This window comes from Lentzea alba (assembly GCF_047445655.1).
Taxonomy (GTDB): Bacteria; Actinomycetota; Actinomycetes; order Mycobacteriales; family Pseudonocardiaceae; genus Lentzea; species Lentzea alba_A.
This window is the reverse complement of sequence record NZ_JAJAEG010000040.1, coordinates 1-25,877: the sequence shown is the minus strand read 5'-3', so window position 1 is coordinate 25,877 and position 25,877 is coordinate 1. Positions and strand designations below refer to the sequence as shown.

At 68.4% G+C, this 25,877-nt stretch carries 26 protein-coding genes; 10 read left to right on the top strand and 16 right to left on the bottom strand.

Going from position 1 to position 25,877, the window contains the following annotated elements; translation table 11 throughout:
• Nucleotides 1-32: 32 nt before the first annotated feature.
• Genes LFM09_RS43070 through LFM09_RS43060 form a run of 3 tightly spaced genes read right to left on the bottom strand, consistent with a single transcriptional unit; the run spans nucleotide 33 to nucleotide 3,192 of the window.
• Nucleotides 33-1,136: a hypothetical protein gene (locus tag LFM09_RS43070; RefSeq protein WP_414102407.1), complete on the bottom strand. Its 1,104-nt coding sequence runs from the start codon at nucleotides 1,134-1,136 to the stop codon at nucleotides 33-35.
• Nucleotides 1,133-2,647 (bottom strand): alkaline phosphatase D family protein, encoded by a 1,515-nt coding sequence (locus LFM09_RS43065; protein ID WP_414102406.1) that lies wholly within the window; start codon nucleotides 2,645-2,647, stop codon nucleotides 1,133-1,135. Before LFM09_RS43065 ends, LFM09_RS43070 begins: the two co-directional genes overlap by 4 nt.
• An 11-nt stretch (nucleotides 2,648-2,658) precedes the next feature.
• Nucleotides 2,659-3,192 carry an FAD-dependent oxidoreductase gene (locus LFM09_RS43060; protein ID WP_414102405.1) on the bottom strand — a complete coding sequence of 178 codons (534 nt, stop codon included), beginning with the start codon at nucleotides 3,190-3,192 and terminating at the stop codon, nucleotides 2,659-2,661.
• 70 nt (nucleotides 3,193-3,262) lie between these two features.
• On the opposite strand from LFM09_RS43060, the gene LFM09_RS43055 reads away from it, so the two are divergent.
• Nucleotides 3,263-3,775 (top strand): GbsR/MarR family transcriptional regulator, encoded by a 513-nt coding sequence (locus LFM09_RS43055; RefSeq protein WP_414102404.1) that lies wholly within the window; start codon nucleotides 3,263-3,265, stop codon nucleotides 3,773-3,775.
• Here the strand turns inward: LFM09_RS43055 and LFM09_RS43050 are convergent.
• Nucleotides 3,702-4,262, bottom strand: a complete 561-nt coding sequence (locus LFM09_RS43050; protein ID WP_414102403.1) for a TetR/AcrR family transcriptional regulator — start codon at nucleotides 4,260-4,262, stop codon at nucleotides 3,702-3,704. The two genes, LFM09_RS43055 and LFM09_RS43050, sit on opposite strands and share 74 nt — an antisense overlap.
• A 113-nt stretch (nucleotides 4,263-4,375) precedes the next feature.
• Between LFM09_RS43050 and LFM09_RS43045 the strand changes: the two genes are divergently transcribed.
• Nucleotides 4,376-5,329, top strand: coding sequence for an SDR family NAD(P)-dependent oxidoreductase (locus tag LFM09_RS43045; protein WP_414102402.1), 954 nt, complete (start codon nucleotides 4,376-4,378; stop codon nucleotides 5,327-5,329).
• The gene (locus LFM09_RS43040) at nucleotides 5,326-6,267 is read left to right on the top strand and encodes an SDR family NAD(P)-dependent oxidoreductase (protein WP_414102401.1); all 942 of its coding nucleotides are present in this window, start codon (nucleotides 5,326-5,328) and stop codon (nucleotides 6,265-6,267) included. Before LFM09_RS43045 ends, LFM09_RS43040 begins: the two co-directional genes overlap by 4 nt.
• Here the strand turns inward: LFM09_RS43040 and LFM09_RS43035 are convergent.
• A complete protein-coding gene (locus LFM09_RS43035; RefSeq protein WP_414102400.1) occupies nucleotides 6,264-8,102 on the bottom strand; it encodes a caspase, EACC1-associated type in 1,839 nt (612 codons plus the stop codon). The genes LFM09_RS43040 and LFM09_RS43035 overlap by 4 nt on opposite strands.
• 1 nt (nucleotide 8,103) lies before the next feature.
• A complete protein-coding gene (locus tag LFM09_RS43030; RefSeq protein ID WP_414102399.1) occupies nucleotides 8,104-8,439 on the bottom strand; it encodes an effector-associated constant component EACC1 in 336 nt (111 codons plus the stop codon).
• A 134-nt stretch (nucleotides 8,440-8,573) separates the two neighbouring features.
• On the opposite strand from LFM09_RS43030, the gene LFM09_RS43025 reads away from it, so the two are divergent.
• Nucleotides 8,574-9,602, top strand: a complete 1,029-nt coding sequence (locus tag LFM09_RS43025; RefSeq protein WP_414102398.1) for a chitinase — start codon at nucleotides 8,574-8,576, stop codon at nucleotides 9,600-9,602.
• A gap of 102 nt (nucleotides 9,603-9,704) precedes the next feature.
• Here the strand turns inward: LFM09_RS43025 and LFM09_RS43020 are convergent, their stop codons facing one another.
• Complete coding sequence (locus tag LFM09_RS43020; protein WP_414102397.1) at nucleotides 9,705-10,088, bottom strand: SgcJ/EcaC family oxidoreductase; 384 nt, start codon at nucleotides 10,086-10,088, stop codon at nucleotides 9,705-9,707.
• Between the two features lie 58 nt (nucleotides 10,089-10,146).
• On the opposite strand from LFM09_RS43020, the gene LFM09_RS43015 reads away from it, so the two are divergent.
• Nucleotides 10,147-10,956 (top strand): alpha/beta fold hydrolase, encoded by an 810-nt coding sequence (locus LFM09_RS43015; RefSeq protein WP_414102396.1) that lies wholly within the window; start codon nucleotides 10,147-10,149, stop codon nucleotides 10,954-10,956.
• A 69-nt stretch (nucleotides 10,957-11,025) separates the two neighbouring features.
• Here the strand turns inward: LFM09_RS43015 and LFM09_RS43010 are convergent, their stop codons facing one another.
• Complete coding sequence (locus LFM09_RS43010) at nucleotides 11,026-12,300, bottom strand: alpha/beta hydrolase family protein (RefSeq protein WP_414102395.1); 1,275 nt, start codon at nucleotides 12,298-12,300, stop codon at nucleotides 11,026-11,028.
• 38 nt (nucleotides 12,301-12,338) lie between these two features.
• On the bottom strand, nucleotides 12,339-12,962 hold the full coding sequence (locus tag LFM09_RS43005) for a response regulator transcription factor (RefSeq protein ID WP_414102394.1): 624 nt from the start codon (nucleotides 12,960-12,962) through the stop codon (nucleotides 12,339-12,341).
• Between the two features lie 188 nt (nucleotides 12,963-13,150).
• Between LFM09_RS43005 and LFM09_RS43000 the strand changes: the two genes are divergently transcribed.
• Both LFM09_RS43000 and LFM09_RS42995 read left to right on the top strand, forming a co-directional pair.
• Entirely contained in the window at nucleotides 13,151-13,687 is a 537-nt protein-coding gene (locus tag LFM09_RS43000) for an RICIN domain-containing protein (RefSeq protein WP_414102393.1), read from the top strand.
• Between the two features lie 20 nt (nucleotides 13,688-13,707).
• Nucleotides 13,708-14,289: an acetoacetate decarboxylase family protein gene (locus tag LFM09_RS42995; RefSeq protein WP_414102392.1), complete on the top strand. Its 582-nt coding sequence runs from the start codon at nucleotides 13,708-13,710 to the stop codon at nucleotides 14,287-14,289.
• On the opposite strand, the gene LFM09_RS42990 is transcribed toward LFM09_RS42995, so the two are convergent.
• The 4 genes from LFM09_RS42990 to adh are packed head-to-tail and all read right to left on the bottom strand — an operon-like array spanning nucleotide 14,277 to nucleotide 17,847.
• Entirely contained in the window at nucleotides 14,277-15,113 is an 837-nt protein-coding gene (locus tag LFM09_RS42990) for a hypothetical protein (RefSeq protein WP_414102391.1), read from the bottom strand. The two genes, LFM09_RS42995 and LFM09_RS42990, sit on opposite strands and share 13 nt — an antisense overlap.
• On the bottom strand, nucleotides 15,110-15,964 hold the full coding sequence (locus LFM09_RS42985; protein WP_414102390.1) for a hypothetical protein: 855 nt from the start codon (nucleotides 15,962-15,964) through the stop codon (nucleotides 15,110-15,112). The genes LFM09_RS42990 and LFM09_RS42985 overlap by 4 nt, the downstream gene beginning before the upstream one ends.
• A gap of 9 nt (nucleotides 15,965-15,973) precedes the next feature.
• On the bottom strand, nucleotides 15,974-16,324 hold the full coding sequence (locus tag LFM09_RS42980; protein WP_414102389.1) for a DUF779 domain-containing protein: 351 nt from the start codon (nucleotides 16,322-16,324) through the stop codon (nucleotides 15,974-15,976).
• Nucleotides 16,324-17,847 carry an aldehyde dehydrogenase gene (gene adh / locus LFM09_RS42975; protein ID WP_414102458.1) on the bottom strand — a complete coding sequence of 508 codons (1,524 nt, stop codon included), beginning with the start codon at nucleotides 17,845-17,847 and terminating at the stop codon, nucleotides 16,324-16,326. Before adh ends, LFM09_RS42980 begins: the two co-directional genes overlap by 1 nt.
• A gap of 118 nt (nucleotides 17,848-17,965) precedes the next feature.
• On the opposite strand from adh, the gene LFM09_RS42970 reads away from it, so the two are divergent.
• Nucleotides 17,966-19,090, top strand: a complete 1,125-nt coding sequence (locus tag LFM09_RS42970) for a GAF domain-containing protein (protein ID WP_414102388.1) — start codon at nucleotides 17,966-17,968, stop codon at nucleotides 19,088-19,090.
• 24 nt (nucleotides 19,091-19,114) lie between these two features.
• Nucleotides 19,115-19,864 carry a hypothetical protein gene (locus LFM09_RS42965; RefSeq protein WP_414102387.1) on the top strand — a complete coding sequence of 250 codons (750 nt, stop codon included), beginning with the start codon at nucleotides 19,115-19,117 and terminating at the stop codon, nucleotides 19,862-19,864.
• Between the two features lie 16 nt (nucleotides 19,865-19,880).
• Here LFM09_RS42965 and LFM09_RS42960 read toward each other — a convergent pair whose 3' ends face one another.
• Genes LFM09_RS42960 through LFM09_RS42950 form a run of 3 tightly spaced genes read right to left on the bottom strand, consistent with a single transcriptional unit; the run spans nucleotide 19,881 to nucleotide 24,312 of the window.
• A complete protein-coding gene (locus tag LFM09_RS42960; RefSeq protein ID WP_414102386.1) occupies nucleotides 19,881-21,242 on the bottom strand; it encodes an ATP-grasp domain-containing protein in 1,362 nt (453 codons plus the stop codon).
• The gene (locus LFM09_RS42955) at nucleotides 21,239-22,408 is read right to left on the bottom strand and encodes an MFS transporter (RefSeq protein ID WP_414102385.1); all 1,170 of its coding nucleotides are present in this window, start codon (nucleotides 22,406-22,408) and stop codon (nucleotides 21,239-21,241) included. Before LFM09_RS42955 ends, LFM09_RS42960 begins: the two co-directional genes overlap by 4 nt.
• The gene (locus LFM09_RS42950) at nucleotides 22,405-24,312 is read right to left on the bottom strand and encodes a PEP/pyruvate-binding domain-containing protein (RefSeq protein ID WP_414102384.1); all 1,908 of its coding nucleotides are present in this window, start codon (nucleotides 24,310-24,312) and stop codon (nucleotides 22,405-22,407) included. The genes LFM09_RS42955 and LFM09_RS42950 overlap by 4 nt, the downstream gene beginning before the upstream one ends.
• Before the next feature lie 97 nt (nucleotides 24,313-24,409).
• On the opposite strand from LFM09_RS42950, the gene LFM09_RS42945 reads away from it, so the two are divergent.
• Nucleotides 24,410-25,492: a nucleotide disphospho-sugar-binding domain-containing protein gene (locus LFM09_RS42945; protein ID WP_414102383.1), complete on the top strand. Its 1,083-nt coding sequence runs from the start codon at nucleotides 24,410-24,412 to the stop codon at nucleotides 25,490-25,492.
• Nucleotides 25,493-25,877 lie beyond the last annotated feature (385 nt).

Sequence of the window (25,877 nt, the reverse complement as noted above, 5' to 3'; positions counted from 1 at the left end):
TGGACCAGCGCTAGATCACCACGCCTGGGTGGTCAGGCCCGTTCCGAGGTAGATCTGGTCGAACCCGTTGCCGTCGTTGTCGTCGGTGTAGACGACGGTGACGCGGCCCCACGGGTCGACGCCGACAGCGGGCTCGTCCTGCCTGCCCGTGGCGTTCGAGACCGTGAGCTGCCGTGCCGGGCGGCCGGTGGTGGTCCCGTCGGGTTGTAGACGCTCGTGTAGACGTCCTGGGCCTCAGCCGTGGTCACCGCGACCCCGAGTTGTTCGTCGATGCCGATCTGCGGGTCGGTGCCGGTCGTGCTCGCGACGCTGCCGCGACTCGCACCCGCGGCGGTGAAGGACTGGACCTTCACCCCGGCCTGCTCCCACGCCACCGCGAAGTCGCCGTTGAAGTTGGCTGCCACGACGGGACGTTTTCCCTGTCCCGTCGTGGTTTGCGCCTGCTTCACGCCGCCGGCCGGGGTGAGGATCTTGCGGGCGACGCCTCCGTCCGCCTCCCACACCACGATCGCGTTGCCCGCCGCACCCATCGCGGTACGTGGCTTCGCGTGGGTGCCGCCGGCGTTGTTGACCTGGGCCTCGTAGGTCTTGGACGTCAGCGATGCGAACCCGGCCACCCGCACGGTGGACGGGTTGGTGCCCTGCTGGTCCTCCCACGCGACCGCGAAGCCGCCGGTGTCCGGGTCCGCCGCGACAGTGGGGAAGTGCTGCTGGCCGTCGGCGTTCGCGTTGGCCCTGCCGGTGCCCGAGACGGCACCAGCGACACTCACGGTGCGGAGCGCGATGTTGTAGAAACCGTTGCCGTCCGGGTCTTCCGACCACACGACGACCGCGGTGCCGTTCTCGTGCAGCGACACGTCGGGCTGGACGTGCCGCCAGTTCCCGGTGCCGCCGGCGCTCAGCTTCTTCTCGTAGAGCGACGTTCCTTCTTTGTAGAGCCGGATCCAGACGTCGGAGCGCACGGCATCGGCGGGGTTCGTGGTGTCCCGGTCGTCCTCCCACACGACGGCCGTGTAGCCGTTGCGGGTGGCTGAGACGGACGCGTTGTCCTGGTCGCCGGTCGAGTCGCTGTTGACCGTGGACCACGTCATGGGCGCGGGTGCCAGCAAGAGCGTGGCGATCAGCAATGTCTTCACGGCGCCTGCAATCCGGGGTTGTTCGCCTCGACCACGTAGCTGCCGACGGTCTTCACCGGGTAGTCGCGGACGGTGACCTTGTCGACGGCGCGGAAGTCGACGCGCATCTCGGTCGGGTTGGTGCGGGTCTTGACGTAGCCGCGCAGGTTCTTGAAGTACTTCACGTGCGGGTTCAGCGTCGGATTCAACGAGTTGTCCGCCGCGTTGCCGTCACCGCCGGACGTGATCGACGTGGTGACGAGCTCGGTGCCGATGATCCGGTTCTGCGACTGGTAGCTCTGCATGAGGTTCGCGGCCCAGCTGCGGTGCACGTCGCCGGTGAGCACGACAGTGCCCTTGTTCCCGTTGGTGTCCCAGGCGTTCTGGATGCGCGTGCGGTTGGCGGTGTAGCCGTCCCACGCGTCCATGCTCTTCGACCCGTCCGCCGCGGCGAGCCGTTGCGCGAAGAACACCTGCTGGCCCAGGAAGTCCCAGGTGCCGAGCTTCTGGCGCAGGCCGTCGATCAGCCACGTCTCCTGCGTCGTGCCGGTGAGCGACCGCGCCGGGTCGTCGGCGGCCGGGCAGACCTTCGTGCCGTCTCCGCACGCCTGGTCGTGGCGGTACTGGCGGGTGTCGAGCATGTGGAACGTCGCCAGGCTGCCCCAGCGAACCCTGCGGTGCAGCAACATGTTCTCCGCTGTCGGCGCTTGGGCGCTGCGCAGCGGCATGTGCTCGTAGTACGCCTTGTACGCGGCCGCGCGGCGGGCCTTGAAGTCACCGGCCGGGCTCGCGTCGTTGCGGATGAGGTTGGCGTAGTTGTTCTCGACCTCATGATCGTCCCAGACGACCAGCCACGGCGCGGCGGCGTGCGCGGCCTGCAGGTCCGGGTCGGTCTTGTACTGGGCGTGCCGGACGCGGTAGTTGGCCAGCGTGCTGATCTCGGTGGAGGGCGCGAACTGGCGGACCTTCGTGGTGGTGGCGCCGCCTTCGTAGATGTAGTCGCCGAGGTGCAGGATCAGGTCCGGGTTCTCCTCGGCCATCCTCCGGTAGGCCGTGAAGTAGCCCTCCTCGAAGTGCGAGCACGAGGCGAAGAGCATGGTCAGCTCGGGCGAGCTGCCGACGGCCGGTGCGGTGAGGGCGCGGCCGACGGGGGAGATGTGACCGCCGGTGCGGAAGCGGTACCAGTACTCGCGGCCGGGCTGCAGGCCGGTGAGCGTGACGTGGACGGAGTGGCCGCTCGCCTGCTGGGTCGTGAACGTGCCGGTGCGGGCGATGGCGGTGAAGCGTTCGTCGGTGGCGACCTGCCACTCGACGGCGGTGGCGGTGTTCGGCATGCCGCCGAGGCCGTCGGCGTTGAGGGGGTTGGGGGCGAGGCGGGTCCAGATGACGAACCCGTCGGCCGCCGGTTCGCCGGACGCGACTCCGAGGGTGAACGGGTAGCCGATGGCGTTGGCCAGTGCGGGGAGGAGGACCCCGGCGCTCGCTCCCGCGAGGCCGCCCACGATGAAGGTGCGTCTCCGTAACGTGGTCATGACCCGCAGGCTTACCGGACGCGGGTAAAGGCCCGCCTAATTGCGTGCGGCCTCAGAGTGGTTTCCCACCAAGCAAAGGCCGTGTGGTCGTCGCGGAAGATGTCGAACGCGTCCGCCAGCAGCTCGGCGGCGCTCAGCGGGATCCCGGTCGCCCGCACGGCGCGGTACAGCAGGGCTACGTGGTCGCGGGACCAGGACTCCAGGCGCAGACCGGGTAATCGTTCCGCAGAGCAGCACGGCTGGGCGCACACGACGATGTCGAACCACTCCTCGTCGTGGTCGTTGAACGCGACCGTGACACCGAACCGGTCCGGGTGCAGCGCGGTGACCGTGCTGTGCCGGGTCTCGTAGTGGAGGGGATGCGGCAGAGCGGCCAACCGGCGTGCGGCGTGCCGGTCCGGGCCTCGCAGCGGCACCGGATCATGATGGGTGCCGTGGTCCAGCACGACGACGTCCCAGGCGCTGCGGGTCAACCGGAGCGCGGTCGCCAGCCCGGCGATCCCAGCGCCCACGACCAGTGCTCTGTTGGCAAGTGCAGTGGCCATGTCCAGCCCCTTCCCCCTAGGATTGAGGCTAGCGAACGTTCAGAAATTTCTGAAGACGGACGGGTGCGGTGTGACGGGCGAGACAGAGCGCAAGCAGGCAGCCCGAAAAGAAGCCTCAGAGCATCTCGCGCTCACCCTGGTCGGCGCGGGGATGCAGCGGATGGCCGCGCGGACGCTGGCGGCGTTCCTGTTCACCGACGAGCAGTCGCTGACGGCCGGCGACCTGACCGAGGAGCTCGGTGCGAGCGCGGGGTCGGTGTCCGGCGCCATCAAGATGATCATGCAGATGGGGTTGATCGAGCGGGCGCCGGCGCCCGGCAGTCGTCGTGAGCACTACCGGATGCGCGACCGCGCGTGGACCACGTTGTACGGCAGGCAGCACGCGCCCATCGACGACATCCTGTCCGCGGTCGCTTCAGGGGTCGAGGCGGTCGAACCGGGACCGGCCCGCGACAGGCTGGTCTACATGCGGGACTTCTACGAGTTCCTGCTGAGCGAGGTGCCGGGGCTCATCGAGCGGTTCGATCGGCAGCAGCTCGATCAGAAGCAGTCCGGGCAGCGCCGTGACGGATCCCGTCCATGACGAGGTCGAGCATCCGCTTCGCCTGATCCTGGTCGGCGTACTGCGCGACGGCCACGAGCATCGCCATCACGTCCAGCGGTTCGGTGGTGGCTCCCAGCGGGGTGAGCAGCAGCGTGATGGCCTCGGTCAGCTTGGCGCGGCTGTGCTCGAAGGGGTTCACGCCCATGGCGATCACCGCCTGCAGCGCGTCCTTGAGGTCGCGCTTCGTCGCGATGTAGGCGATGAAGAGGTCCATCCACTCCCGCAGCGCCGCTTCCGGCTCGTGGGTCTCCAGCAGCTCGGGTGCGGCGGCGCAGAGGCGCTCCAGCTCGGTGCGGTAGACGGCCTCGATCAGCGACTCGCGGGTCGGGAAGTGCCGGTACAGGGTGCCGATTCCGACGCCCGCCTTCTTGGCGATGGCGCCGAGCGTCACGTCCTTCTCATGGGTGAACGCGTCGAGCGCCACCTCGAGCAGCAACCCGCGGTTGCGGACAGCGTCAGCACGCACTTCTTCACTCCTGTGGGTCAACTCACTTGCTAACCGGAGGAACCTCCGTTTATGGTGGAACCCGAACCGGAGGAACCTCCGTTTCAGTGTACGACAGAGGTTGGGGATTTCAGATGAGTGAGCGCATCACCACCCCGTTCGGCTTCGAGACCACCGCTCTCGAGGTAGTCGAGGGCGTCGACCTCTCTGGCCGTCGCGCCGTGGTCACCGGTGGGGCGTCGGGCATCGGCGTCGAGACCGTGCGGGCGCTGGCCGCCGCGGGCGCCGAGGTCACCATCGCGGCCCGCAACGTCGAGGCGGGCAACCGCGTCGCCGCGTCGTTGGCGGAGGCGACGGGCAACAAGAACATCTTCGTCGCTCCGCTGGAGCTGACCTCGCAGGAGTCGGTCAAGGAGTTCGTGCGCGGCTGGGACGGCCCGCTGCACCTGCTGATCAACAACGCGGGTGTGATGGCGACGCCGCTGACCCGCACGCCGGAGGGCTGGGAGCTCCAGTTCGCCACGAACCACTTCGGGCACTTCACGCTGACGCTGGGCCTGTTCGACTCGCTGCGCGCCGAGGGTGCGCGCGTGGTCAACGTCAGCTCGACCGGCCACCTGGCGAGCCCGGTGGTGTTCGACGACATCCACTTCGAGCGCCGCGAGTACGACCGCTGGGCCGCGTACGGCCAGTCGAAGACCGCGAACGTCCTGTTCGGCGTCGAGGCCGGTAAGCGTTGGGGCGCCGAGGGAATCACGATGAACGCGCTGATGCCGGGCGGGATCCTGACGGCCCTGCAGCGGCACATCACGCCGGAGGAGCTGGAGGAGCGCCGCCGGCTGCGTGGCGCGTCCGGCAAGCCGATGCAGCTCAAGACGCCGGAGCAGGGCGCGGCCACCACGCTGGTGCTCGCGGTCTCGCCGCTGGTCGAGGGCCGTTCGGGCCTCTACTTCGAAGACGGCAACGAGGCACTGCCGCACACCGCCGGCATGACCAACGGCCTCGCCGCCTACGCACACGACCCGGAGGCCGCGGCACAGCTGTGGAAGGTCTCCGAAGAGACGTTGAAGATCGGGGAACAGGCATGATCACCACTGGTTACGGGTTCGAGACGGCCGCGCTGGACGTGGTCGAGGGTGTCGACCTGACGGGTCGTCGTGCCGTGGTCACGGGTGGGGCGTCGGGCATCGGCGTCGAGACCGTCCGCGCGCTGGCCACGGCTGGCGCGGCGGTGACCATCGCGGCGCGTGACATCGACGCCGGGCAGCGCGTGGCGTCGTCGCTGATCGCCGCCACGGGCAACAAGAAGATCTCCGTGGCGAAGCTGGACCTGGCCTCGCAGGCGTCCGTGAAGGCGTTCGCGCGCAACTGGGACGGTCCGCTGCACCTGCTGATCAACAACGCGGGTGTCATGGCCACGCCGTTCACGCGCACGCCGGAGGGCTGGGAGCTCCAGTTCGCCACGAACCACTTCGGGCACTTCACGTTGACGCTGGGCCTGTTCAACTCGCTGCGCGCCGAGGGTGCGCGCGTGGTGAACGTCAGCTCGTCGGCGCACCTGATGGGTTCGGTCGACTTCGACGACATCCACTACGCGCACCGTCCTTACGAGCGCTGGGAGGCTTACGGGCAGTCCAAGACGGCGAACGTCCTGTTCGGCGTCGAGGCTGGTAAGCGTTGGGGCGCCGAGGGAATCACGATGAACGCGCTGATGCCCGGCAGCATCGCCACGAACCTGCAGCGGCACCTCACGCCGGAGGAGCTGCAGGAGCGGATCCGGCTCAGCGGCGCCGCGACCAAGCGCCGGGTGAAGACCCCGGAGCAGGGTGCCGCGACGACATTGGTCGTGGCCACGTCGCCGCTGCTCGAAGGCTTGTCAGGCAAGTACTTCGAGGACGGCAACGAGGCGCTGCCCAACACCGGCGGCGTGATCTCGGGTGTGGCTCCCTACGCGCAGGACCCGGAAGCGGCCGCGCGGTTGTGGAAGGTCTCCGAGGAGACGCTCTTCTCGCTCAAGGCGGCCTAGGACGCCGAGATGGTGCCCGTCGCGAGCAGGACGACCACCAGTCCGGCGAGCAGTAGCTGGTAGGCGGTGAACGGGTAGAGCGAGCGGCGCTGGACGTAGCGGAAAAGTACGGCCAGCGCGCCATAGGTCAGGGCGAACGCGGCCAGTGCGCCCACGAGCATCTGCATCGTGGCCGGGCCCGCGTTCGCCTTGGCGGTGGTCCCCGCTGTCAACAGGATGAGCGGCGTGATCGACGCCCTGGAGACGAGCGTGAACAGCAGGGCGAGCCTGAGCGCGGCGACTCGGGTGAAGCCGAGCACCAGTCCGGCGGCGAGAGCGAAGCCTGGGGACGACGTGCCGGGGAGCAATGAGGTGACGCAGTAGGCGGCGCTGATCAGCAGGCCGTCCCTGGCGGTGGAGCCGGACAGGTCGCGCTGTTTGCGCCCGGCCTTCTCCGCGATGCCGAGGACGATCGCGGTCGTCGTGACACCGACGGCGATCATCCAGAGGTTCGCCCGCGCGGAGAGCAGGCTCAGGACCGGCAACGCGACCAGGCTCGCGACGGCGCCGAGGATGAAGTACCAGGCGAGGCGGGCGTCGAGCGAGCGACCGCCCCGGAGGAACGATCCTTCCGTTGCAGCCGCACGGGCGGCGCGCCACAGGTCGCCCGCGAAGTAGGCCAGCATGGCGAGCGTCGACGCGTAGCCGATCGTCGGCAGCAGGGCGGCCACTCCGCCGGTGATGCTGGTGTGGTCGAGGAACAGTCGCCCGGCCAGAGTCAGGTGCGCTGACCACGACACGGGTAGGACCGAGCCGAGGCCCTGGGTCAGCGCGACTGCCGCGACGTCGATCCACGGCGTGCCGTTCCAGCTCGTCGATGAGCCGGCCAGTGCCAGCAGCGTGGCGCACAGTGCAGCGAGGCCGACTGCCGCGATGTGCCAGGTTCGCTGTCGGCGCAGCCAGCCCGCAGTGGCCGGGAGCGTCGGCTTGCTCGCGGTGTTGGACGGTGGATCCGGCGTGTTCGCGGAGTTCGCTGAAGGATCGGGGTCGGTGCGGACGAGGTCGATCGGCGGTGCCTCCGTTGCGAAGGCTCCGGCGTCTCCCGTGCCTTCCACGTGTGCGGTGTGCGCAGGGTTGCGGGTGAGCGCCAGCAGGTCGGCGGTGCCGGTCCCGCGCTGCCGGGGAACGGGCAGGCCGCGGCTCGTCGTGGTGTGCAACAGGTGCCGGTAGATGACGCCGAACGTCAGCAACTCCGGACCTTCCGGCACGCCGGACCTCAGCAGCTGGAGGAGTTCGCCGGTGAACGCGGTGTGCCGGGCGCCCGGCGGAGCGAGTGCGACGGCGTTGGCGGAGGTCGCGGCCAGCACGTAGGTGCCCTCGATGCCGACCTGGCCGTACACCGCCTCCTCACCGGCCATGTCCGCGGCGGCGCGGCCGCTGAAGCAGCAGTCGAGGATGACCGCCCTGTTGCGGGCGGGGCTGTCGGCGATGACGTCGCGGACCAGGTCGTAGGCCAGGGCGCTGACGGGGAGTTCGCGGGCGTCGGTGTCGGTCAGGCTCAGGTAGAGATCGTTGCGGGGTCCGGTGAGGCCGTGGCCGGCGAAGTAGACGAGCAGGGTGTCGGTCGCGCGGGCCGCGTGCTCCCGGAGCACCTGGTAGAGGGCGCGCACGTCGGTGGGGTCGGGCACGACGACGCAGTGGTCGGCGGGCAGCCCGCCGAGGTCCGGATCCGTGAGGATCGCGGCGAGGTCGTCGAGGTTGTGCCGCACGGCGGGCAACCCGGCCAGGTCGCCGTTGCGGTAGGTGCTGGTGCCGATGAGCACCGCGTAGGAGCTCGCGGGAACGGGTAGGCGCACGTCAGCGGATTCCGAGCACGTCGCGCAGGAGCTGGGCCTGGTCGGCGGTGAAGGACACCTCGCGTCCGTCGGGCGTGGTGACGTGGACCGTGACTTCGTGGTGCCGCTGGGAGAGCCAGGCCGGGATCGACCTGGCGAGCGTTGCCAGCGCCGGTGCGGAGGCCTCGACCACCAGCTCGAAGCCGGAGCCCATCGCCCCGTCCGGTCCGGGGAGCGTGCCGGCGCTCAGGCGGCCGCGCAGCTCCGGCTCGGAGCGCATCCAGTCCCACAACGACTCCGTGCTGGTGCGGTGGCCGTCGACGGTGATCTTGACCGTCTCTGGTGACTCGCCGGGCATCGGGCATCTCCGTTCGCGACGTTCGCCGGAGGTGTCGCCGACCGGGCACTGTGCGTTACGTCCGCCGCTAGAGGTCTGGACCATTTCGTGCTTGAATGACAGCGGGTCGCCGCCTGAACGCGAAAGGTGAGCGAATGCGTTCCGCATTGACAGCCCTGCTTCTGCTCATTGCGACACTGGTCCCGTCGACCGCTGCTCACGCGGCGGACACGTGCGCCCTCAAGCCCCGCCCGGCCGGCAAGGTCCTGCACGGGTACTGGGAGAACTGGGACGGCGCGTCGAACGGGGTCCACCCGCCGTTCGGCTGGACCCCGATCACCGACAGCCGCATCAAGCAGCACGGCTACAACGTGATCAACGCGGCGTTCCCCGTCATCCGCTCCGACGGCACGGTGCTGTGGGAGGACGGCATGGACGCCGGCGTGAAGGTCGCCACGCCCGCCGAGATGTGCGCGGCGAAGGCGGCCGGCGCCACGATCCTGTTGTCGATCGGCGGCGCGACGGCGGGCATCGACCTGAGCTCGGCCACCGTGGCCAACCGGTTCGTCGCCACCGTCGTGCCGATCCTGAAGAAGTACAACTTCGACGGGATCGACATCGACATCGAGACCGGCCTGGTCGGCAGCGGCAACATCAACCAGCTGTCGGCCTCACAGGCCAACCTGATCCGCATCATCGACGGCGTGCTGGCCGCGATGCCGTCCGGTTTCGGCCTGACGATGGCGCCGGAGACCGCGTACGTGACGGGCGGCAGCATCGTCTACGGCTCGATCTGGGGCGCCTACCTGCCGATCATCAAGAAGTACGCGGACAACGGCCGCCTGTGGTGGCTGAACATGCAGTACTACAACGGTTCCATGTACGGCTGCTCCGGCGACAGCTACCAGGCCGGGACCGTGCAGGGGTTCGTCGCGCAGACCCAGTGCCTCAACCGCGGCCTCGTCGTGCAGGGCACCACGATCCGGGTGCCCTACGACAAGCAGGTGCCCGGCCTGCCCGCGCAACCCGGTGCCGGCGGCGGCTACATGAACCCGTCGCTGGTGGGGCAGGCGTGGAACAGCTTCAACGGGCAGCTCAAGGGCCTGATGACCTGGTCGATCAACTGGGACGGCTCGAAGAACTGGACCTTCGGCGACAAGGTGAAGTCGCTGCAGGGCCGCTAGTGGCGCGTCTCGGAACGTTGGCGAGGTGATCCACGCTCAGCAGGGCACCACGGTGCACCCGTCTGACCGCGAATTCCCGCGGCAACGTTCCGAGCCACACCACTAGAGCACGATGGTGTTCTGCCCGGCCGCGATCCTCCACTGACCATCCTCTTTGGACAGTATGTAGAGCGGCGATCCCTCGTTCTGGTCGGTGATGGGGGTGCCGTCGGGCTTGACCGGTCGCTGGCGGATCTTCACGGCCGCCACGTCCGGGCGGATGAAGAGCACGTGTGCCACCTCGTAGGTGGCGGTCGCCTCCTTCGCGGCGCCGGGCAGGACCTGGCGGGTGAAGGAGGCGATCTCGTCTCTGCCGGTCAGGCGCTTGCCGTGCGCGGTGGTCCAGATCGCGTCTTCCCGGAAGAGCTCGATGAAGTCCTCGGGGAGCTCGTTCTGCTGGGAGTGCTGCACGGTCGCGACGAGCTTCTCGATCTCAGTGGTGTCCATGCCCAAGATCCTCATACCTCGACCAAGCTGGAGGTCAAGTTCCGGTAGCGTCGGGAGGATGGACCTTCCCGAGGAGTTCGTCACCCCGGACGGTGTGGTTCGCTGGGCGAGGCTCGGCGCCGGGCCGCCGGTGGTGCTCCTGCACGGCACGCCGTTCAGCTCGTACGTGTGGCAGGCGATCGCCACGAACCTGGCTGCGGACCACGAGGTGTACGTGTGGGACATGCTGGGCTACGGACGTTCCGAGATGAGGCCGGGGCAGGACGTTTCGCTCAGCGCCCAGGGCCGGATCTTCGCAGATCTGCTGGCCGAGTGGGGTCTCGTCCGGCCTCACGTCGTGGCGCACGACTTCGGCGGTGCCGTCTCCCTGCGCGCACATCTGTTGCACGGCGCGGAATACGCCGCACTCGCGTTGTTCGACCCGGTCGCACTGGCGCCGTGGGGCTCGCCGTTCTTCAAGCTCGTGCAGGAGCAGTCAGCGGTCTTCGAACGGTTGCCGGGCAACCTGCACGCTGCTCTGGTGCGTGAGTACGTGAGCTCGGCCAGCAGTCCCGGGCTGGCTCCTGAGGTGCTTGAGGAACTGGTGCGGCCGTGGACCGGTGAGGCAGGTCAACCCGCGTTCTACCGGCAGATCGCGCAGAACGACCAGAGGTTCACCGACGAGATAGAGCACCGGTACGGCGACATCGCGATCCCGGTGACGGTGTGCTGGGGCGCGGACGACGAGTGGATCCCGCCGGTCAGGGGCGAACAGCTGGCGAACGCGATCCCCGGCGCGGCCCTGCACCTGATACCGGGCGCCGGCCATCTCGTGCAGGTCGACGCGCCCGGCCCGGTGCTGGATCTCGTGCGGAAGTTCTTGCCGTAGAACAGGCGCGAAGCCCGGCTGCACAGGAATTCCTGGAGGCACTGTGCGGCCGGGCTTCGCTCACACGGGTCACGTGCGGGGTGCGACCCGAGACTCGTAGGAGTTGGGCTTGTAACCGGGGTTGAAGAAGCAGCCCGTGCCGTACTTGGTGTCGTGGCCGGGGCAGCTGTACGCGATCAGGTAGGGGTTGGAGCGCAGCCCCCACTTCTCCCACGCCTCCAGCGACTGCATCGCGGCCGCGTACTCCGAGTCGCTGAAAGCGGAGTGCGTGGCCTCGTTCGTGAACGTCTGCACGAGGTTCCACCAACGTCCGGCCTTGAGCACGGTGTCCCGATAAGCGGACTCGTGCTCCACGAAGGCGGTCGGGTCACCGATGGCGTGCACGGACAGCACCGGGATGTCGATCTTGCCCGTGAGGTCGCTGTCGTAGGCCAGCGCCGCCCGCGCCTCCGGATCGGCCGAAAACCGTTCCACACCGGCGTTGAGCGCCACGTCGTCGTGCGAGCCCTGGTACTTCACGCCGGCGTTGCTCCACGGGTTCTTGTCGCCCAGCCGGTTGTGCACGATGTCGCGGAACGTGAACGTCGCGAAGTTCAGGTGCGAGTTCAGGGTCTCCTCGGGGATCTTCGTGACCGTGAGGATGTCCTTGAGCTTCTGCTGCTGCTCGGGCGTGCGGTTGCCCGCCGTGCCGAGGCATTCCTCGATCCGTGAACGCAGGCCCGCCGTCGTCATCGTGGAACCGGGGCGCAGGCCCTGCCACAGCGGGTACTGCACCTCGGACGGCCGCGGGTGGTTGCCGCAGTAGTACTGGTAGACCACGCGCAGGTCGACGCGGTAGTCGTACCCGCGCGAACCGCCGGCCATGACGCCACTGGTGAGCAGCGCGGCGTCGTAACCCTTGTACAGCTCGATGGTCTTGGCCGCGACGTTGCCGCCCCACGACTGTCCGTGGATGTAGACCTTGTGCGGCTTCAGCATCTCGCTGACCATCTTGCGCAGGTTGTCGGTGTCCTCCGCGGCCATCCGCGTGCCGTAGCCACCGCGCCGGTACGAGGTGCCCGCCCACGCGTAGCCCTCCTTCACCATGACGGCCCAGCGGTTCAGGTCGTCACGGGTGCGCTCGGGCGTGGGGTCGCCCAGGTCCGGACCGCCGTGCGAGTGCACGACCAGGGTCTTGTTCCACTTCTTCGGCACGGCGATCGTGTAGTACGCGCCGTTCGCGTCCCGGCCCTCGTAACAGGTGGTGCCGGCGGGGACGTTCTCCGGGCACGGCGCCGTGGGAGGCAGCGGAGCAGCGGGCGTGGCGACGCTCGCGGCGAGTGCGAATGCCAGCAGGACGTTCATGGCGGGAATCGTGAGCCCGGCTCTACTAGTGGTCCAGCTCACGCGGGCAAACTTGGGATTTCCCTGACGTTACGGTCCTGGTGACGCAGATAGGCCAGCACGGCCGCGACTCGCCGGTGCTGCCTCGGGTCACCGGACAGCCCGAGCTTCGCAAAAGCCGTGTTCACGTGCTTCTCGACGGTCGACTCGGCGACCGTGAGCGCCTCCGCGATCGCCCGGTTCGTCCGTCCCTGCGCCATGTGCCGCACGACGTCGAGCTCCCGGGCGGTCAGCCGGGCGATCGGGGCCCGGTGCACGAGCAGCGGATCCACCACCGAACGACCGGCCACGACCTCGCGCAACGCCGTCACGACCTCGCCGAAGTCGCCGACCCGGTCCTCCACCAGGTAGGCGAGCCCCGCCGTGCCGTGGTCGAACAGCGCGAGCGCCGGTCGTTCGTGCCGGGCCAGCACGACGACCCCGATGCGCGGGAACTCTCGCCGCACCGCACACGCGTCGAAGCTCGTGAGCACGGCGTCGGGTCCGCGCAGCCGCACCGAGTCGAGCAGCGCGGCGGGTTCGGTGGCGACCGCGAGCAGCTCGGTCTCCGCCGCTTCGGCGAGCAACCGGCAGATCCCCTCACGTCTCAGGTAATGCCCATCTCCGACGACAACTCGGATCATTTGGACCCCCTCCAACTCCAGGAGTCTGCCCGATCCTCCCGATACCGGGAAACGCTTGTTCCGTTGCGGCACATGGAGGTTTGCCTCCACGCGAGGAGCAAGGCCCGCCTGGTTCTGCGGCCGCCCGGTTCGCGCGAGGGTTGCCCGGTCCGCCCGCTTTGGGCGCCGGACATGAAGGGGGACAACACATGTCACTGAGAAAGAAGCTGGTGGCCGTGGTCGCGAGCCTCGCCGCCGCGGTGGTGTTCACGGCACCGGTGAGCGCCGACCCGATCAGAACGATGAACCCGTGGTTCAACATCAGAGCCGAGCACACCGGCAAATGCCTCGACGTCTACGCCGCCGGGGCGGCGGACGGCGTGCTCACCCAGCAGTGGACCTGCCTGGGTCCCGCGCAGCACAACCAGCAGTGGCGGCTGAACGCGATGCCCGACGGCTACTACCAGATCATCGCCCTGCACACGGGCAAGTGCCTGGACGTCGTGGCCGCGGGCGGGCACGACGGCGCGCGGGTCCAGCAGTGGCAGTGCCTGGGCGCGGGGCAGCACAACCAGCTGTGGCGCTTCAGCTACATCGGCCACGGCGTCTACCAGATCATCGCCCGCCACACCGGCAAGTGCCTGGACGTCGAGGCGGCCGGCGGGCAGGACGGCGCACTGATCCAGCAGTGGACGTGCCTCGGCGCCGGACAGCACAACCAGCACTGGACGCTCGTGAGCACCTGATCGGTTGTACGGTCGGTCGCATGGCATATCCAGCTGAGCCGTGGCACCTGCGGGGCTCTCTCGTGATCTCCGTCTTCCGGGTGCCACGGCGACTGGTGCCAACAGACCACCTGCCGTCCGGCGCACGGGTGATCACGGTGGCGGGCAACGCTTTCGTGGCCGTCGCGTTCGTGTCGTACGAGCCGGGCGGCGTGCTCTCCTACGAGGAGCTGCTCGTCGCCACCCTCGTGCACGACGAGGGCCGGGTGGCGGTGTCGGTGCCGCAGATCTGGGTCGACAGCGAGGCGTCCTGTCAGGGCGGCCGCGAGCTGTGGGCGATCCCGAAGCAGCTCGCCCGGTTCGGTCAGGGCTCGTCGATCGCGGGCGTCGCGGCGACCGGTGGCGTGCCGCTGCCGGGCCGGTGGACCGCGGCAGGCTGGACCGCACAACGCCTCGACGGCCGCGACGTGCGCACGCGAGCGCGGATGTCCGGCCGGGTCAGCCTCATCCGCACGGGCTGGATGTTCCCGGTCGACGGGCCGCTCGGTGACCTGACCGGGCGAACGCCGCTCGTCAGCTTCGCCGTGAAGGACATGCAGCTGACGTTCGGTCAGGCCCCGTAGCGCACGCTGTTCAGCACGTGCCGCGCCCACGCGTGATCTGCGGGGTCGTCGTGGATGCACGTCACGATGAGCATGTCGCCAGGCCGCACGACGTGGCCGTAGAACTCGTGTTGGGGTACACCGTTCGGGCTGGTCGTGAGCCACAGCGCGTGCCGCACCTCCACGCCGTTGCGAGTGAGTTCCCGCTGACCCTCGGGTGCGCCCTTCAGTGCCAGGTCGAGGAACGCGTCCGGTGCTACGCCGAGCATGCGGCGGATGTCGAGGATGACCGTCCGGCCGGGACCGACGAACCGCAGGCCGTCCTCGCTCAGGTGCGGGGACAGGCCGGCGGTGCGCTCGATGCTCCACGCGCCGAGCAGCTTCTGCTGGACCGGCACCGGCAGCTCCACCAGGAACGCGCTCAGCACCTCGTCGCGGTCCCAGGTCGTGCCGAGCAGCGGGTGCTGGACGAACTCGGGCAGGTAGTCGGGCTCGCGGACCTCCGCGACCACCTCGGCGCCGTCCAGGCCGTCCCACGGCTTGATGTCGTGCGCGAACGTGCCGGTCAGCCGCAGGTCCGCATATCCGGGACCGCCCCACACCTCGTGCGCGCGCTGAGCGTCGGGCTCGCTGATCCGCATCCAGGCGCCGAACCACAGCTCCAGGTCCCCGGTCAGCTCGACGGGCAGCACGCACCGCGCGAACGCACCCGTCTCGGTCCGCAGCACGTTGCCGCCAGCCAGCCGCTCGACCTGAACCTCGGCCAGCTCGGGCGGCAGACCGAGGTTCAAATCGAGCGCGCCGGCCTCCTCGACCTCGGCGCCGCAGCACGCGCAGGCGGTCATGATCCGATGTACCGGACGCTGTTCAGCACGTGCTGTGCCCACGCGCGGTCAGTCGGGTACCGGTGGACGCAGCGCACGGACAGCATGGTGCCCGGCCGCACGACGTGCCCGTGGAACACCTGCTCCTCGTGACCGTCGATGACCTCGCTGAGCCAGAACGCGTGCCGCAGCTCGTCGCCGATGTGTTCGACGGTGTGGTCCTCGGACGGGTAGCCGTCGATCACGGCGGCGAGGAAGTCGCTGGGCGTGCGCTGGGCGCGGTCGTTGTAGACGTCGATGCCGACCCAGCGGCCGGGGCTGGAGAACCAGACCGTGCGATCCTCGACCACGCAGCGCATTCCCTCGGTGCGTTCGATGGTCCAGACCTCGCCGAGGGTCTCCCTGACCGGGATCGGCAGGGGCTGCCGGATGCAGCTCAGCACCTCGTCGCGGTCCCACTCGCGCTCCAGCAACGGGTGCGACGTGTAGTACGGCAGCTCGTCCGCGTTGAGCACGGCGGCCTCGACCGGGGTGCCGAGCAGGTCCCACGGCAGGATGACGTTCGCGAACGTGCCGGACACCCGGAAGTTCGCGTACTCGGAGTCGTTGTCCCAGACCGCGTGCGCGTACATCGCGTCGACTTTGCTGATCTGCATCCAGGCGCCGAAGACCAGCTCCGTTCCTCCGGTCAGCGCAACCGGCAGGAGACAACGGAGGTACGAGTCGCCGTCCGGTCCGACCAGCAGCCCGCCTGTCGGGGCGCCGAGCTGCTCGCTGGGCACGCCGATGAGCGGCTCCGGGCGGTTCAACCGGTAGTCGATGCGGTCCGTAGACGTGATGTCGGCTCCGCAGCATCCGCATTGGACGGTCATGCGCAGATGCTAAAGCTCTTCCTCGTTCAGCAAACGTGAACGCACCAGAAAACGTACCCCCATGGGTGCCTCCAGGGAGAACCCGCTGCCACGACCGGGTACCACGTCGATCGTCAGGTGCGTGTGGCTCCAGTACTCGAACTGAGCCGCGGACATCCAGACGGGGACCACGAACGAGTCCACCGCCAGGTCCCCGAGATGCACGTCCGACGAGCCGGTGCGGAACTCCCCGGCGGGGTAGCACATGGGGGCCGAGCCGTCGCAGCAGCCGCCGGACTGGTGGAACATCAGGTCGCCGTGCGAAGCCCGGAGGCGGCGGAGAACCTCCGCCGCCTCCGGGGTCAGTGCCACGCGGGGCATCAGAAGAAGCCCTGGGCGTTCTGGGAGTAGCTGACGAGCAGGTTCTTGGTCTGCTGGTAGTGGTCGAGCATGACGCGGTGGTTCTCGCGGCCGATGCCGGACTGCTTGTAGCCGCCGAACGCCGCGTGTGCCGGGTAGGCGTGGTAGTTGTTCACCCACACGCGGCCCGCCTGGATGTCGCGCCCGGCGCGGTAGGCCACGGAGCCGTCGCGGGACCAGACGCCGGCGCCCAGGCCGTAGAGGGTGTCGTTGGCGGTCTTCATGGCGTCGTCGTAGGAGTCGAACGACGTCACGGCGACGACCGGGCCGAAGATCTCCTCCTGGAAGATCCGCATCTTGTTGTCGCCCTCGAAGACCGTTGGCGTCACGTAGTAACCGCCGGACAGCTCGCCGCCGAGGTCCGCGCGTTCGCCGCCGGTGAGGACGCGGGCGCCTTCCTGCTTGCCGATGTCGATGTACGACAGGATCTTCTCCAACTGGTCGTTGGACGCCTGTGCGCCGATCATCGTCTCGGTGTCGAGCGGGTGGCCCTGCTTGACCGCGCGGGTCCGTTCCACGGCGTCGCCCAGGAACTGGTCGTAGATCGACGACTGGATCAACGCCCGCGACGGGCACGTGCAGACCTCGCCCTGGTTCAACGCGAACATCGTGAAGCCTTCGAGTGCCTTGTCGTAGAAGGCATCCCGCTCCGCGGCCACGTCGGAGAAGAACACGTTCGGCGACTTCCCGCCGAGTTCCAGAGTCACCGGGATGATGTTCTCGCTGGCGTACTGCATGATCAGCCGGCCGGTGGTCGTCTCGCCGGTGAACGCCACCTTCGCGACCCGGCGCGACGACGCGAGCGGTTTGCCCGCCTCGACGCCGAAACCGTTGACCACGTTGAGCACGCCCGGCGGGATCAGATCGGCGATCAGCTCGATGAGCACGTGGATCGACGCCGGGGTCTGCTCGGCGGGCTTCAGGACGACCGCGTTGCCCGCTGCCAGCGCCGGGGCGAGCTTCCACACGGCCATGAGCAACGGGAAGTTCCACGGGATGATCTGGCCGACGACGCCGAGCGGTTCCTGGAAGTGGTACGCCACAAGGTCTTCGTCGATCTGCGAGATGCCGCCCTCCTGCGCGCGGATCACGCCCGCGAAGTAGCGGAAGTGGTCGACCGCGAGCGGCAGATCGGCGGCCAGGGTCTCGCGGATCGGCTTGCCGTTCTCCCACGTCTCGGCGACGGCCAGGGTTTCGAGGTTGGCCTCGATGCGGTCGGCGATCTTGTTCAGCACGTTTGCGCGCTCGGCGGGGGAGGTCCTGCCCCACGCGCGGGCGGCGCCGTGGGCCGCGTCCAGCGCGCGGTCCACGTCCTCTGCGGTGCCGCGGGCGATCTCGGTGAACTCCTCACCTGTGACCGGGGTCGGGTTGGCGAAGTACTCGCCCTTGGCGGGCGGGACGTACTCGCCTCCGATGAAGTGGTCGTACCGGTCGCGGTACGTCACCACGCTGCCGGGTTGTCCTGGAGCCGCGTACTGCACCATCGTCTCGCCCTCCCGCATCGTTGCGAACTGATGGCGACGCTAAGTAGTGCAACGTTTCACCGACGTTGCATCCGAAAGGAGTAACGGTCTGGGGCAGAAGGACCGTCATCCTGGAGTGGTGACGGACCTCGGCGAAGCAACACGGCCGGTGATCGCCGAGTCGTGGCGGCGGTCCCTCGCGGCGCGCGTCGACCCGGACCGGCACGAGGCACCGGTGGTGTACGCGCCAGACGAGATCGCTGATCTGCGCGGCACGCACCCGTTGGCAGCGGCCGTGCCGCTGCTCAAGCACACCCTCGCGATGGACGACACGATCATGATCGTCACGGACACGCGCGGGCACATCATGTGGTGCGAGGGCGACAACGGGGTGCGGCACCGCGCCGAACGCGTCCACCTCACCGAGGGCTCGCAGTGGAGCGAGGAGGTCATCGGCACGAACGCGATGGGTACCGCGCTCGCCACCGACAAGCCCGTCACGGTGCACTCGCGAGAGCACCTGGTCCGCACCTATCACGGCTGGACGTGCGCGGCGAGCCCGATCCACGACCCGCACACGGGGTTGCTGCTGGGGGTCGTCGACGTCAGCGGGCCGTTGAAGACCATGCACCCGGCCGTCGTGCAGCTCGTGTCGGCCGCGGCCAGGCTCGCCGAACACCACCTGCAGCAGCATCTCGTGCCCCGCGGACACGTGCTGACGTTGAACTTCCTCGGCGGTCTGCACGCGGAGCTGGACGGGCGGCCGTTGCTGTTGACGTTGCGCAACGCCGAGGTGCTGACCGCGCTTGCGCTGCATCCCAAGGGACTCACCGCCGAACAGCTTGCATTGCTGCTCTATGGTGAACGTGGGAACCCGACCACGGTCCGCGCGGAGCTGCATCGGCTGCGTGCGCAGCTGGGTGGTGTGCTGCTGACCCGGCCCTATCGGCTGGACGCGGTGGTGCGCGGCGATTTCCTCGACGTCCGCACCGCGCTGAGAGCCGGTGACGCGGGCAGGGCGACCCGGCACTACAGCGGCGAGTTGCTGCCCCGTTCGGACGCACCGGTGATCCGGGAGGAACGGGTGGACCTGGCCGCTGCCGTGCGCAAGGGCGTGCTGGATCGCGGCGACGTCGAAGCGCTGCTGACCTTCGCGGACAGCGGTGAGGACGCCGAGGTGCTCGAACGGCTGCACCTGCTACTTCCGGCCACAGATCCCCGTCAGGCCCTCGTCTCCTCGCGTCTGCGGAGGGCCCTGGAATAGGCTTCCCCACGGGGGAGGGACAACGTGAAGCAGTGCATCAACTGCATGACTCGGTTGCCGCGCAAGGAGGTCGCCGAGATCGCGTGGTGTGCCCTGTGCGCACCGTGCCAGCAGGTCGTGGCAGATCAGATGAAGCTGTTGCACGACCGGCCCGGTGGCGCCGAGGTGCAGATCTACCAGTGCGGCTGGTGCGGGACCGCGCGGTCGTGCGGGCTCGGCTCGCGCACGAGGTGCCTGGTGTGCCTGGACGAACGGTCGGTGCCGGACCCGGCGGTGCAGAAGATCGCGCGCCGGCTGGAGCTCGACGGGACGTGGCGGGAGAACTCGGAGTTCATCGCCGCGACGACCGTGAAGATCCGGCTCGCGAAGTACTTCCAGCCGGGCTGGACCGTGCTCGCCACGGACGTGCACGGCTTGCCGTGGACCGGGTTCCGGTGGTTGACGAAGTCGCACGGCACGTGGGGGCGCAACACCGAGACCGGTGAGGTGCAGCTGCTCAAACGTGCTCGCGGCGAGGAGACCCTGCTTTACCTGGTGCGGTACGGGAAGGTGCTGAAGTTCGGGCGCGGCACCGCGGACCGGGTGCGCGGGCACGTCGAGCTGGGCGCCGTGCCGGTGCTCGTGCTGAAGGGGGCCGGGCAGGAGGTCGCGGTGGCCAAGGACCGGTTGAAACGCCTGCACCGCACCGAGATGGTGTCGCAGCGGATGCCGGTCGACCTGTTCGCCGTGCTGCCGGAGGGGCTCGACGTCACCGACGGATATCCGCGGAGTTGAGGCTTCCGCCAGGCCGTCATTCGTCGCAGTCCACCGCGTTGAGCGCAGCTTCCAGGCCGTCCAGAATCGCGTTGCAGTCTTCGTGGAGCCGGCGTGCGTCGGGTGCGGTGACCACGAACAGTCCCAGCCAGTTCCTGGATCCGCCGCTGGGGTCGTAGGAGGGCACCTCTTCGCCGACCGGCATCGAGAACGCGGGGATCTCCTCGACCTTGGTGCCGGGGCTGACGATGCTCGCCCAGTCGACGTCGTTGGGGCGCCAGAACGGCCGGGTGCGCCAAGGAGTACCTGCCGCGTTCGTGGGGATGACCGCGACCGACGCCGCTGCACGGCCTGCCGTGGTGAGCATCTGGGCGGGGTAGAAGACCTCACGGCCCAGCAGCTGGTCGACGAGCATCGCGATCGGGTCGATGCCGAAGACCTCCTCGATCTCCCTGGTGATCATCACGCCACCGAACCGCGCGCCCGTCTCGATCAACGTGAGCGAGCCGTCCGCGCCGAGCTTGATCTCCGTGTGGGTGCCGCAGGTGTCGAGCTGCAGGGCGTCGACGGCGTCCCTGGAGACGTCCTCGATCCGGCGCTGCAGGTGTTCCGGGAGGGTGCACGGCGCGGTGCTGGCGACCTCGGTGAACGGTGGGATCGCGGGCAGCCGGGCGGTGATGCACAACGGGTGGTAGACGCCGTTCGCGACGATGCCCTCGACGCTCACGTAGTCACCGTGACCCGGCTCGGGGTACCAGCCGTCGGTGGTGCCGCTGAAGATCTCCTCGACGAGCAGGTCGCCGTCGGTGTCCTGGGCGTAGAGCTCGTTCATGCCCACCTGGCTGCCCAGCTTGAGCGCCTCGGCCACCTCCGCCCATGCTGCCGGTACGTCGCTCTGGTCGTTCAGCACGAGCTGCGCCACGGAACCCGCGCCCCAGGCCGGTTTGAGGAGCACGGGCGGGGTCAGCTCGGCGAGCGCCTCGCTGAGGTCCACTTCGGACTCAACGCGGCGGAAGTCCGGGATCGGCACGCCTTTTCGCCGCCACGTCTCGCGCATCAGCCGTTTGTCGCGGGCGCGCACCAGGTTCGGGCCCGCGCCGGCGAGGCCGAGGCGGTCCGCGACGTGGGCCACCAGCAGCACGCCGAACTCGGAGAGCGTGATGATCGCGTCCGCGCCGATCGCCTTCGCGTGCTGTGCCACGAACTCCACGAGTTCCTCGCCGCGTGGTGCGCCCGGCGCGTCGACGATGCTGGTGCACGAAGCCCGGGCTGGTTCGGGAACCGGCATGAGCGCCAGGACGTGCAGCTCGGCTCGGGCGGCGATGCGCGGGAAGGAGTGCTCCGGCGGCGGGCCGCCCTTGACGTACAGGTAGAGGATCTTGCTCGCCGCTTTGGTCACTGGGAGCGCTCCTTCGTGCGGACGAAGTGGATCGACAGCGCGACGACGACCATCAGCAGGACCGTGCCTGCCGCCGCGTGGAGCAGGAACTCGTTCATCGCGCCCCTGGCCAGGTAGCCGCCGAGCACGAAGATCACCAGCGCGCACACCGCGCGGTCGATCAGCGACTCGATGGACAGCAACGTGGCGCGGCTGCGCGGGTCCGTGATGGCGTCGTTGACGAGCTGCCGCTGGACGGGGAACGACAGGCCGGTCGCCAGCGAGAACACGCACAGGCACACCACGGTGACCACGAGCCCGGACGGTGCGAGGAGCGCGAGGCACAACGCCATCACGGTGGTGAGCACGAAGACCGCGCGCAGGTCGGACATGGCTCTGCGGATCAGGTTCGGGCGGGCAGCGCCGAGTGCCTCGAACAACGTCGTGACGGCCATGAGCACGCCGAACGCCGCCACCGGCAGGTGTTTCGCGTCGAGGACGGGCTGGAACAGGTTGGCCTGCAGGATGCGGACCAGGGTGAAGATCGCGACGCCCTGGACCATCAGGAGAACCAGGTAGCGGGAGGCTCGGAGGGCTTTGACGGCTCTCTTGAGGGCGATTTCCTTGTGGTGGTGCTCGCCGGGTGGCAGTGGCGGAAGCTTGAGGGCGATCCCGAGCGCGACGAGTGTTGCGACGGCGGAGAGCCAGTACGGCGAGGTGAACTGCCACTGCATCAGCACACCGGCGGCGGGGAGGGCGGCGACCCGGCCCGCCAGGCTGTAGGCGCGGGCGCCGCCTTCCGCCTGCTTGTAGAGGTCTTCGTGGCCGGTGCGTTGCAGGTACTCGTAGAGATACGCGCTGCCGGCGCCGGAGGTGAACGAGTAGGCGAGCGCGATCAGCAGGAAGTGGGCGAGGAAGCCCCAGTAGTTCTGCACGAAGACCGGGATCAGGTTGGCCGTGGTGAGCGTGATGGCGCCGAGCTGCAGGAACCGGCGGTAGTCGAAGCGGTCCGCGAGCACGCCGGTGGGCACGTCGAGCAGGCAGAAGGCGACGTAGTAGATGGCCTGGATGCCGAAGATCTGCTGGTCGGTGAGCCCGATGTCGCGCTGGTACAGGTAGAAGATCGGCAGCCAAAGCAGCAGGCCGTTGAACAGCTGATAGCCCTTGTACAGGCGAATGACCGTCATGCGTACGGGCGCAGCTGCAGCAGGTGCACGTGGTCGCTGTCGGCGGCCCACTCGATGTCGACCGGCTGGCCGAAGGTGTAGTCGGGGGAGAAGTGCGACTGCAGCAGGCGTCCGGCGATCGCGAGCCGCTGGAGCTGGTCCTTTGCTTTGTCATCCGCATCGGACTGTCCCAGTGCGACGGTCCGGCCGCCGCCCTCGACCGTGTTGAACAGGTACTGGGACGGCTGCGCCTCGCCCTCGACCACGTCGGTGACCTCGGTGGCGACGTTGATGTAGACGTTGCGGAAGTCCTTGCGGTTCAACGGGTTGGTCGTGACCATGACGCCGCCGCTGGTGGCCGGGACCTGTTCCTGGATGATCACGCCCATGTAGGCGTCGTCGAGGCTGATGCCGGCCTCCTTGCGCAGCTTCGTGCTGCGGGTGTTGACGAGGCTCGCCCAGACCTCCTTGATGCCGCTGAGGATTCCGCGTGCGTCGCTGACGTGCGTGACCGACTCGTAGATGCCCGCGGCGGAGAACCCGGCCAGGTCCTCGGCGTTGGACGAGCTGCGGACGACGAACGTGCCGACGCCGGCGAGGTCCTTGATGATCGCCGCGTCGATCTCGCGGATCAGCGCGTCCGGGAACTTCGCGGTGCGGATGAGGTGCTGCAGCTCGACGCACTGGGCGTCGGTCTGCCGCGCGTCGAGCTCGAGGGCGAACTTGAGCTTGCCGATCGCCTGCTGGATGCGCGGGTTCGCCTCCAGGAACCGCTGGTGCAGGCTGAACGGCAGCGCGATGCCGCGCGGGATGCGGATGTGTTGCTGGAACAGGTTTCTGGCGCCCTGGTCCAGGTCCTCGGTGCCGAGCAGGGCTTTCAGGTAGGGGAGGAGGTTCTCGCGGGGCGGGCGCGGGATCCGGTAGAAGCCGAGCCAGCGGGTGGAGCCGTTCTTCGCGACCTCGTTGAGCTCGCCGAGGTTCGCTGCCTTCGTGCCGTAGCTGGTGCTGTCGCGCCACCGCAGGTCTTCGAGGCTGGCGATCCGGTCGTCTTTGAGGTTCGGCTCGTCCATGGTGATGCGGGTGGAGAGCCAGGAGGGCTCTTCGGTGTGCGGGCGTTCGATCGGCTCGATGCCGATCTTCGTCCGGTCCGGGTCGACGGTGTAGCGGACCCAGCGACCGTTGAGGTGCGCGAGGTCTTCGAGGGCGCCGAGCTGGATGGCGTTCGGGATGCCCCAGCCGCTGGCCAGGACGTTCGTGTGCGACAGCGGCGTGGTGTGCTCGGCGTTGACAACCCCTGTCAAACGTGGAATGTCATCCGGCACTTTCGCCATGACGATGATGTCGTGCCACGCGAGCTGGCTGTTCTGGTAATCCTCGTCGGTGTGAAAGAGTCGGAGTCTTCCTTCGGCGGTGCCGGGGTTGAGCGGTACGAACTCATTAGTTGAGAACAGCTCATAACTGAGGATGCGTGGCAGGGTGTCTTTGGGGATTTTTGCCACGTGACTTTCCTGCAGGTGGTTGGCCGGTTTCAGCAGGATCGGCACGCTCTGGTCGACGTTCTTGCGCACCTCGTCGTAGAAGAACTGGAGCATCTCGCCGGTCATCGTGTCCGCTTCGACCGTTTCGAGCGAGAAGAACCTGTCGTGGAGGGCGAGGATCCCCAGGCAGAACCGCCGGTCCTCGCGGTGGTAGACCTCGAAGTTCATCTCGTCGAGCCGGCGTTCCAGCTCGTCGGGCGGCATGTGCAGGACGTGCGCCGCGATGTACTTGACGTGAAAGAGGTTCTCCCGGCTGTCCATGAAGTGGGTCAGTCCGGTCTCCCGGTCGACCACGACCTTCACGAACGGATAGCCGCCCAATGTTCCGGACAGCTGCGTGAATGCCGACAGGGTGAGCCGTTCACCGACGAGCGCGGGTTCCTGCACGCGTCGAAAGATACCCGCGCGTTCCGTGGCGTGACCAGATCGTCTCAGCTGGCCGCTTTCCTTGTCTCTTTCCTGTCAAGAAGTGACAATCCGTGTCATGCGCGTCTTGTTCGGCGGAGTTCCCGCCGCCGGCCATCTCTTTCCCCTGATCCCACTGGCGCGCGCGGCCCGCGCGCTCGGCCACGAGGTCGTCTTCGCCTCACTGGACGGTGCCGAGTCGCTGGTGGCCGGCCTCCCGTTCGCGTGTCCGGCGCCGGGCGTGGACTGGCGCAGCACGATCCGTTCGCTCGGGGCTTCCCGGCTGCCTGCGGAGATGGAGCGCACGGTTTCCACGAACTCTGCGGACCGCGAGGCCTTTGTGGCGCTGGCGGCGCTGGTCAACGATCAGGTGGCGGAGAGTTTCGCGGCGTTCGCGTCGTCGTGGCGGCCGGACGTGGTGGTCTACGAGTACCTGTTTCCTGCGGCAGCCGCTGCTGCGACTTTGCTGGGTGTGCCTGCGGTGCGGCACGACCTGGGGTTCACCGAGATTGCGCCGTTGCATGCGGTGATGGCCAAGCACATGTCGGTGCCGATGGGGGAGGTGCTGTCGTTGGATGTGGCGCCGCCTTCGATGGTTGGCGGGTTTTCTCGCGGCTGGCCTTTGCGGGCTGGTGCCTACACCGGGACTGGGGTGGTGCCGCCTCGTACTGGGCCTCGGGTGGCGGTGACGTTGGGGACGGTTCCGCCGAAGGTTGGTGGGCTGTCGACGTTGGATCGGGTGGTTGCTGCTGCTTCTTCGGTTGAGGCGGAGTTTGTGTTGGTGATGGGGGATCTGGACATCAGTTCGCTGGGTGGGTTGCCTTCTAACGTCACGGCTTGTGGGTGGATGCCTTGGGATGCGTTGGTGCGGACGTCCGATGCGGTGATTCATCACGGTGGGGCTGGGACGGCGTTGGCGGCGTTGGCTTGTGGGGTGCCGCAGTTGGTGTTGCCGGACGGGTCGGATCGGTTTGCTGCGGCTGAGGCTGTGGATCGGCGTGGGGCTGGGATCTCTGCTTCTGGGGCGGATGTGGATGCGTCGTTGATCTTGCGGCTGTTGGCGGATGCAGGGTTGCGGGAGGCTGCCGGGGAGGTGGCGGTGGAGATCGCTGGGATGCCGGATGCGGCTGCTGTGGTGGGGCGGTTGGAGGGGCTGGTGTGAGGTTGGGTGGCGCGCTCTTTGCGTGGCTCGTCCCCCTGTTTCGTTGGCGGGCGGCGGGTTGTTGTCCGTAGGTGGTTTTGTTGCGGCGGATGGTCGGGGTTGTGGGACGCGGGCGGGCGGGTGGTCGCCTTGCGGGACGCGTCTTGCGGGACGCGACCATGCGGGTGGTCACCTTGCGGGCGGCGAGTCCTGTTCAAAGATCGGGGCTCCGCCCCGGACCCCGCCAATCTGATCAAAGACCGGCCAGCGCCATGCGCGGGTTGATGGCACGCCTGTTGCGTTGGGCGGCTTGCGGTTGCGTAGTTTGGTGACGGGACCACCCCACCCGGCCCGTTCGGGAAGGGGTGTGTCAAACGAGCGGTGTAACTCGGGTTGAAGGAAACTA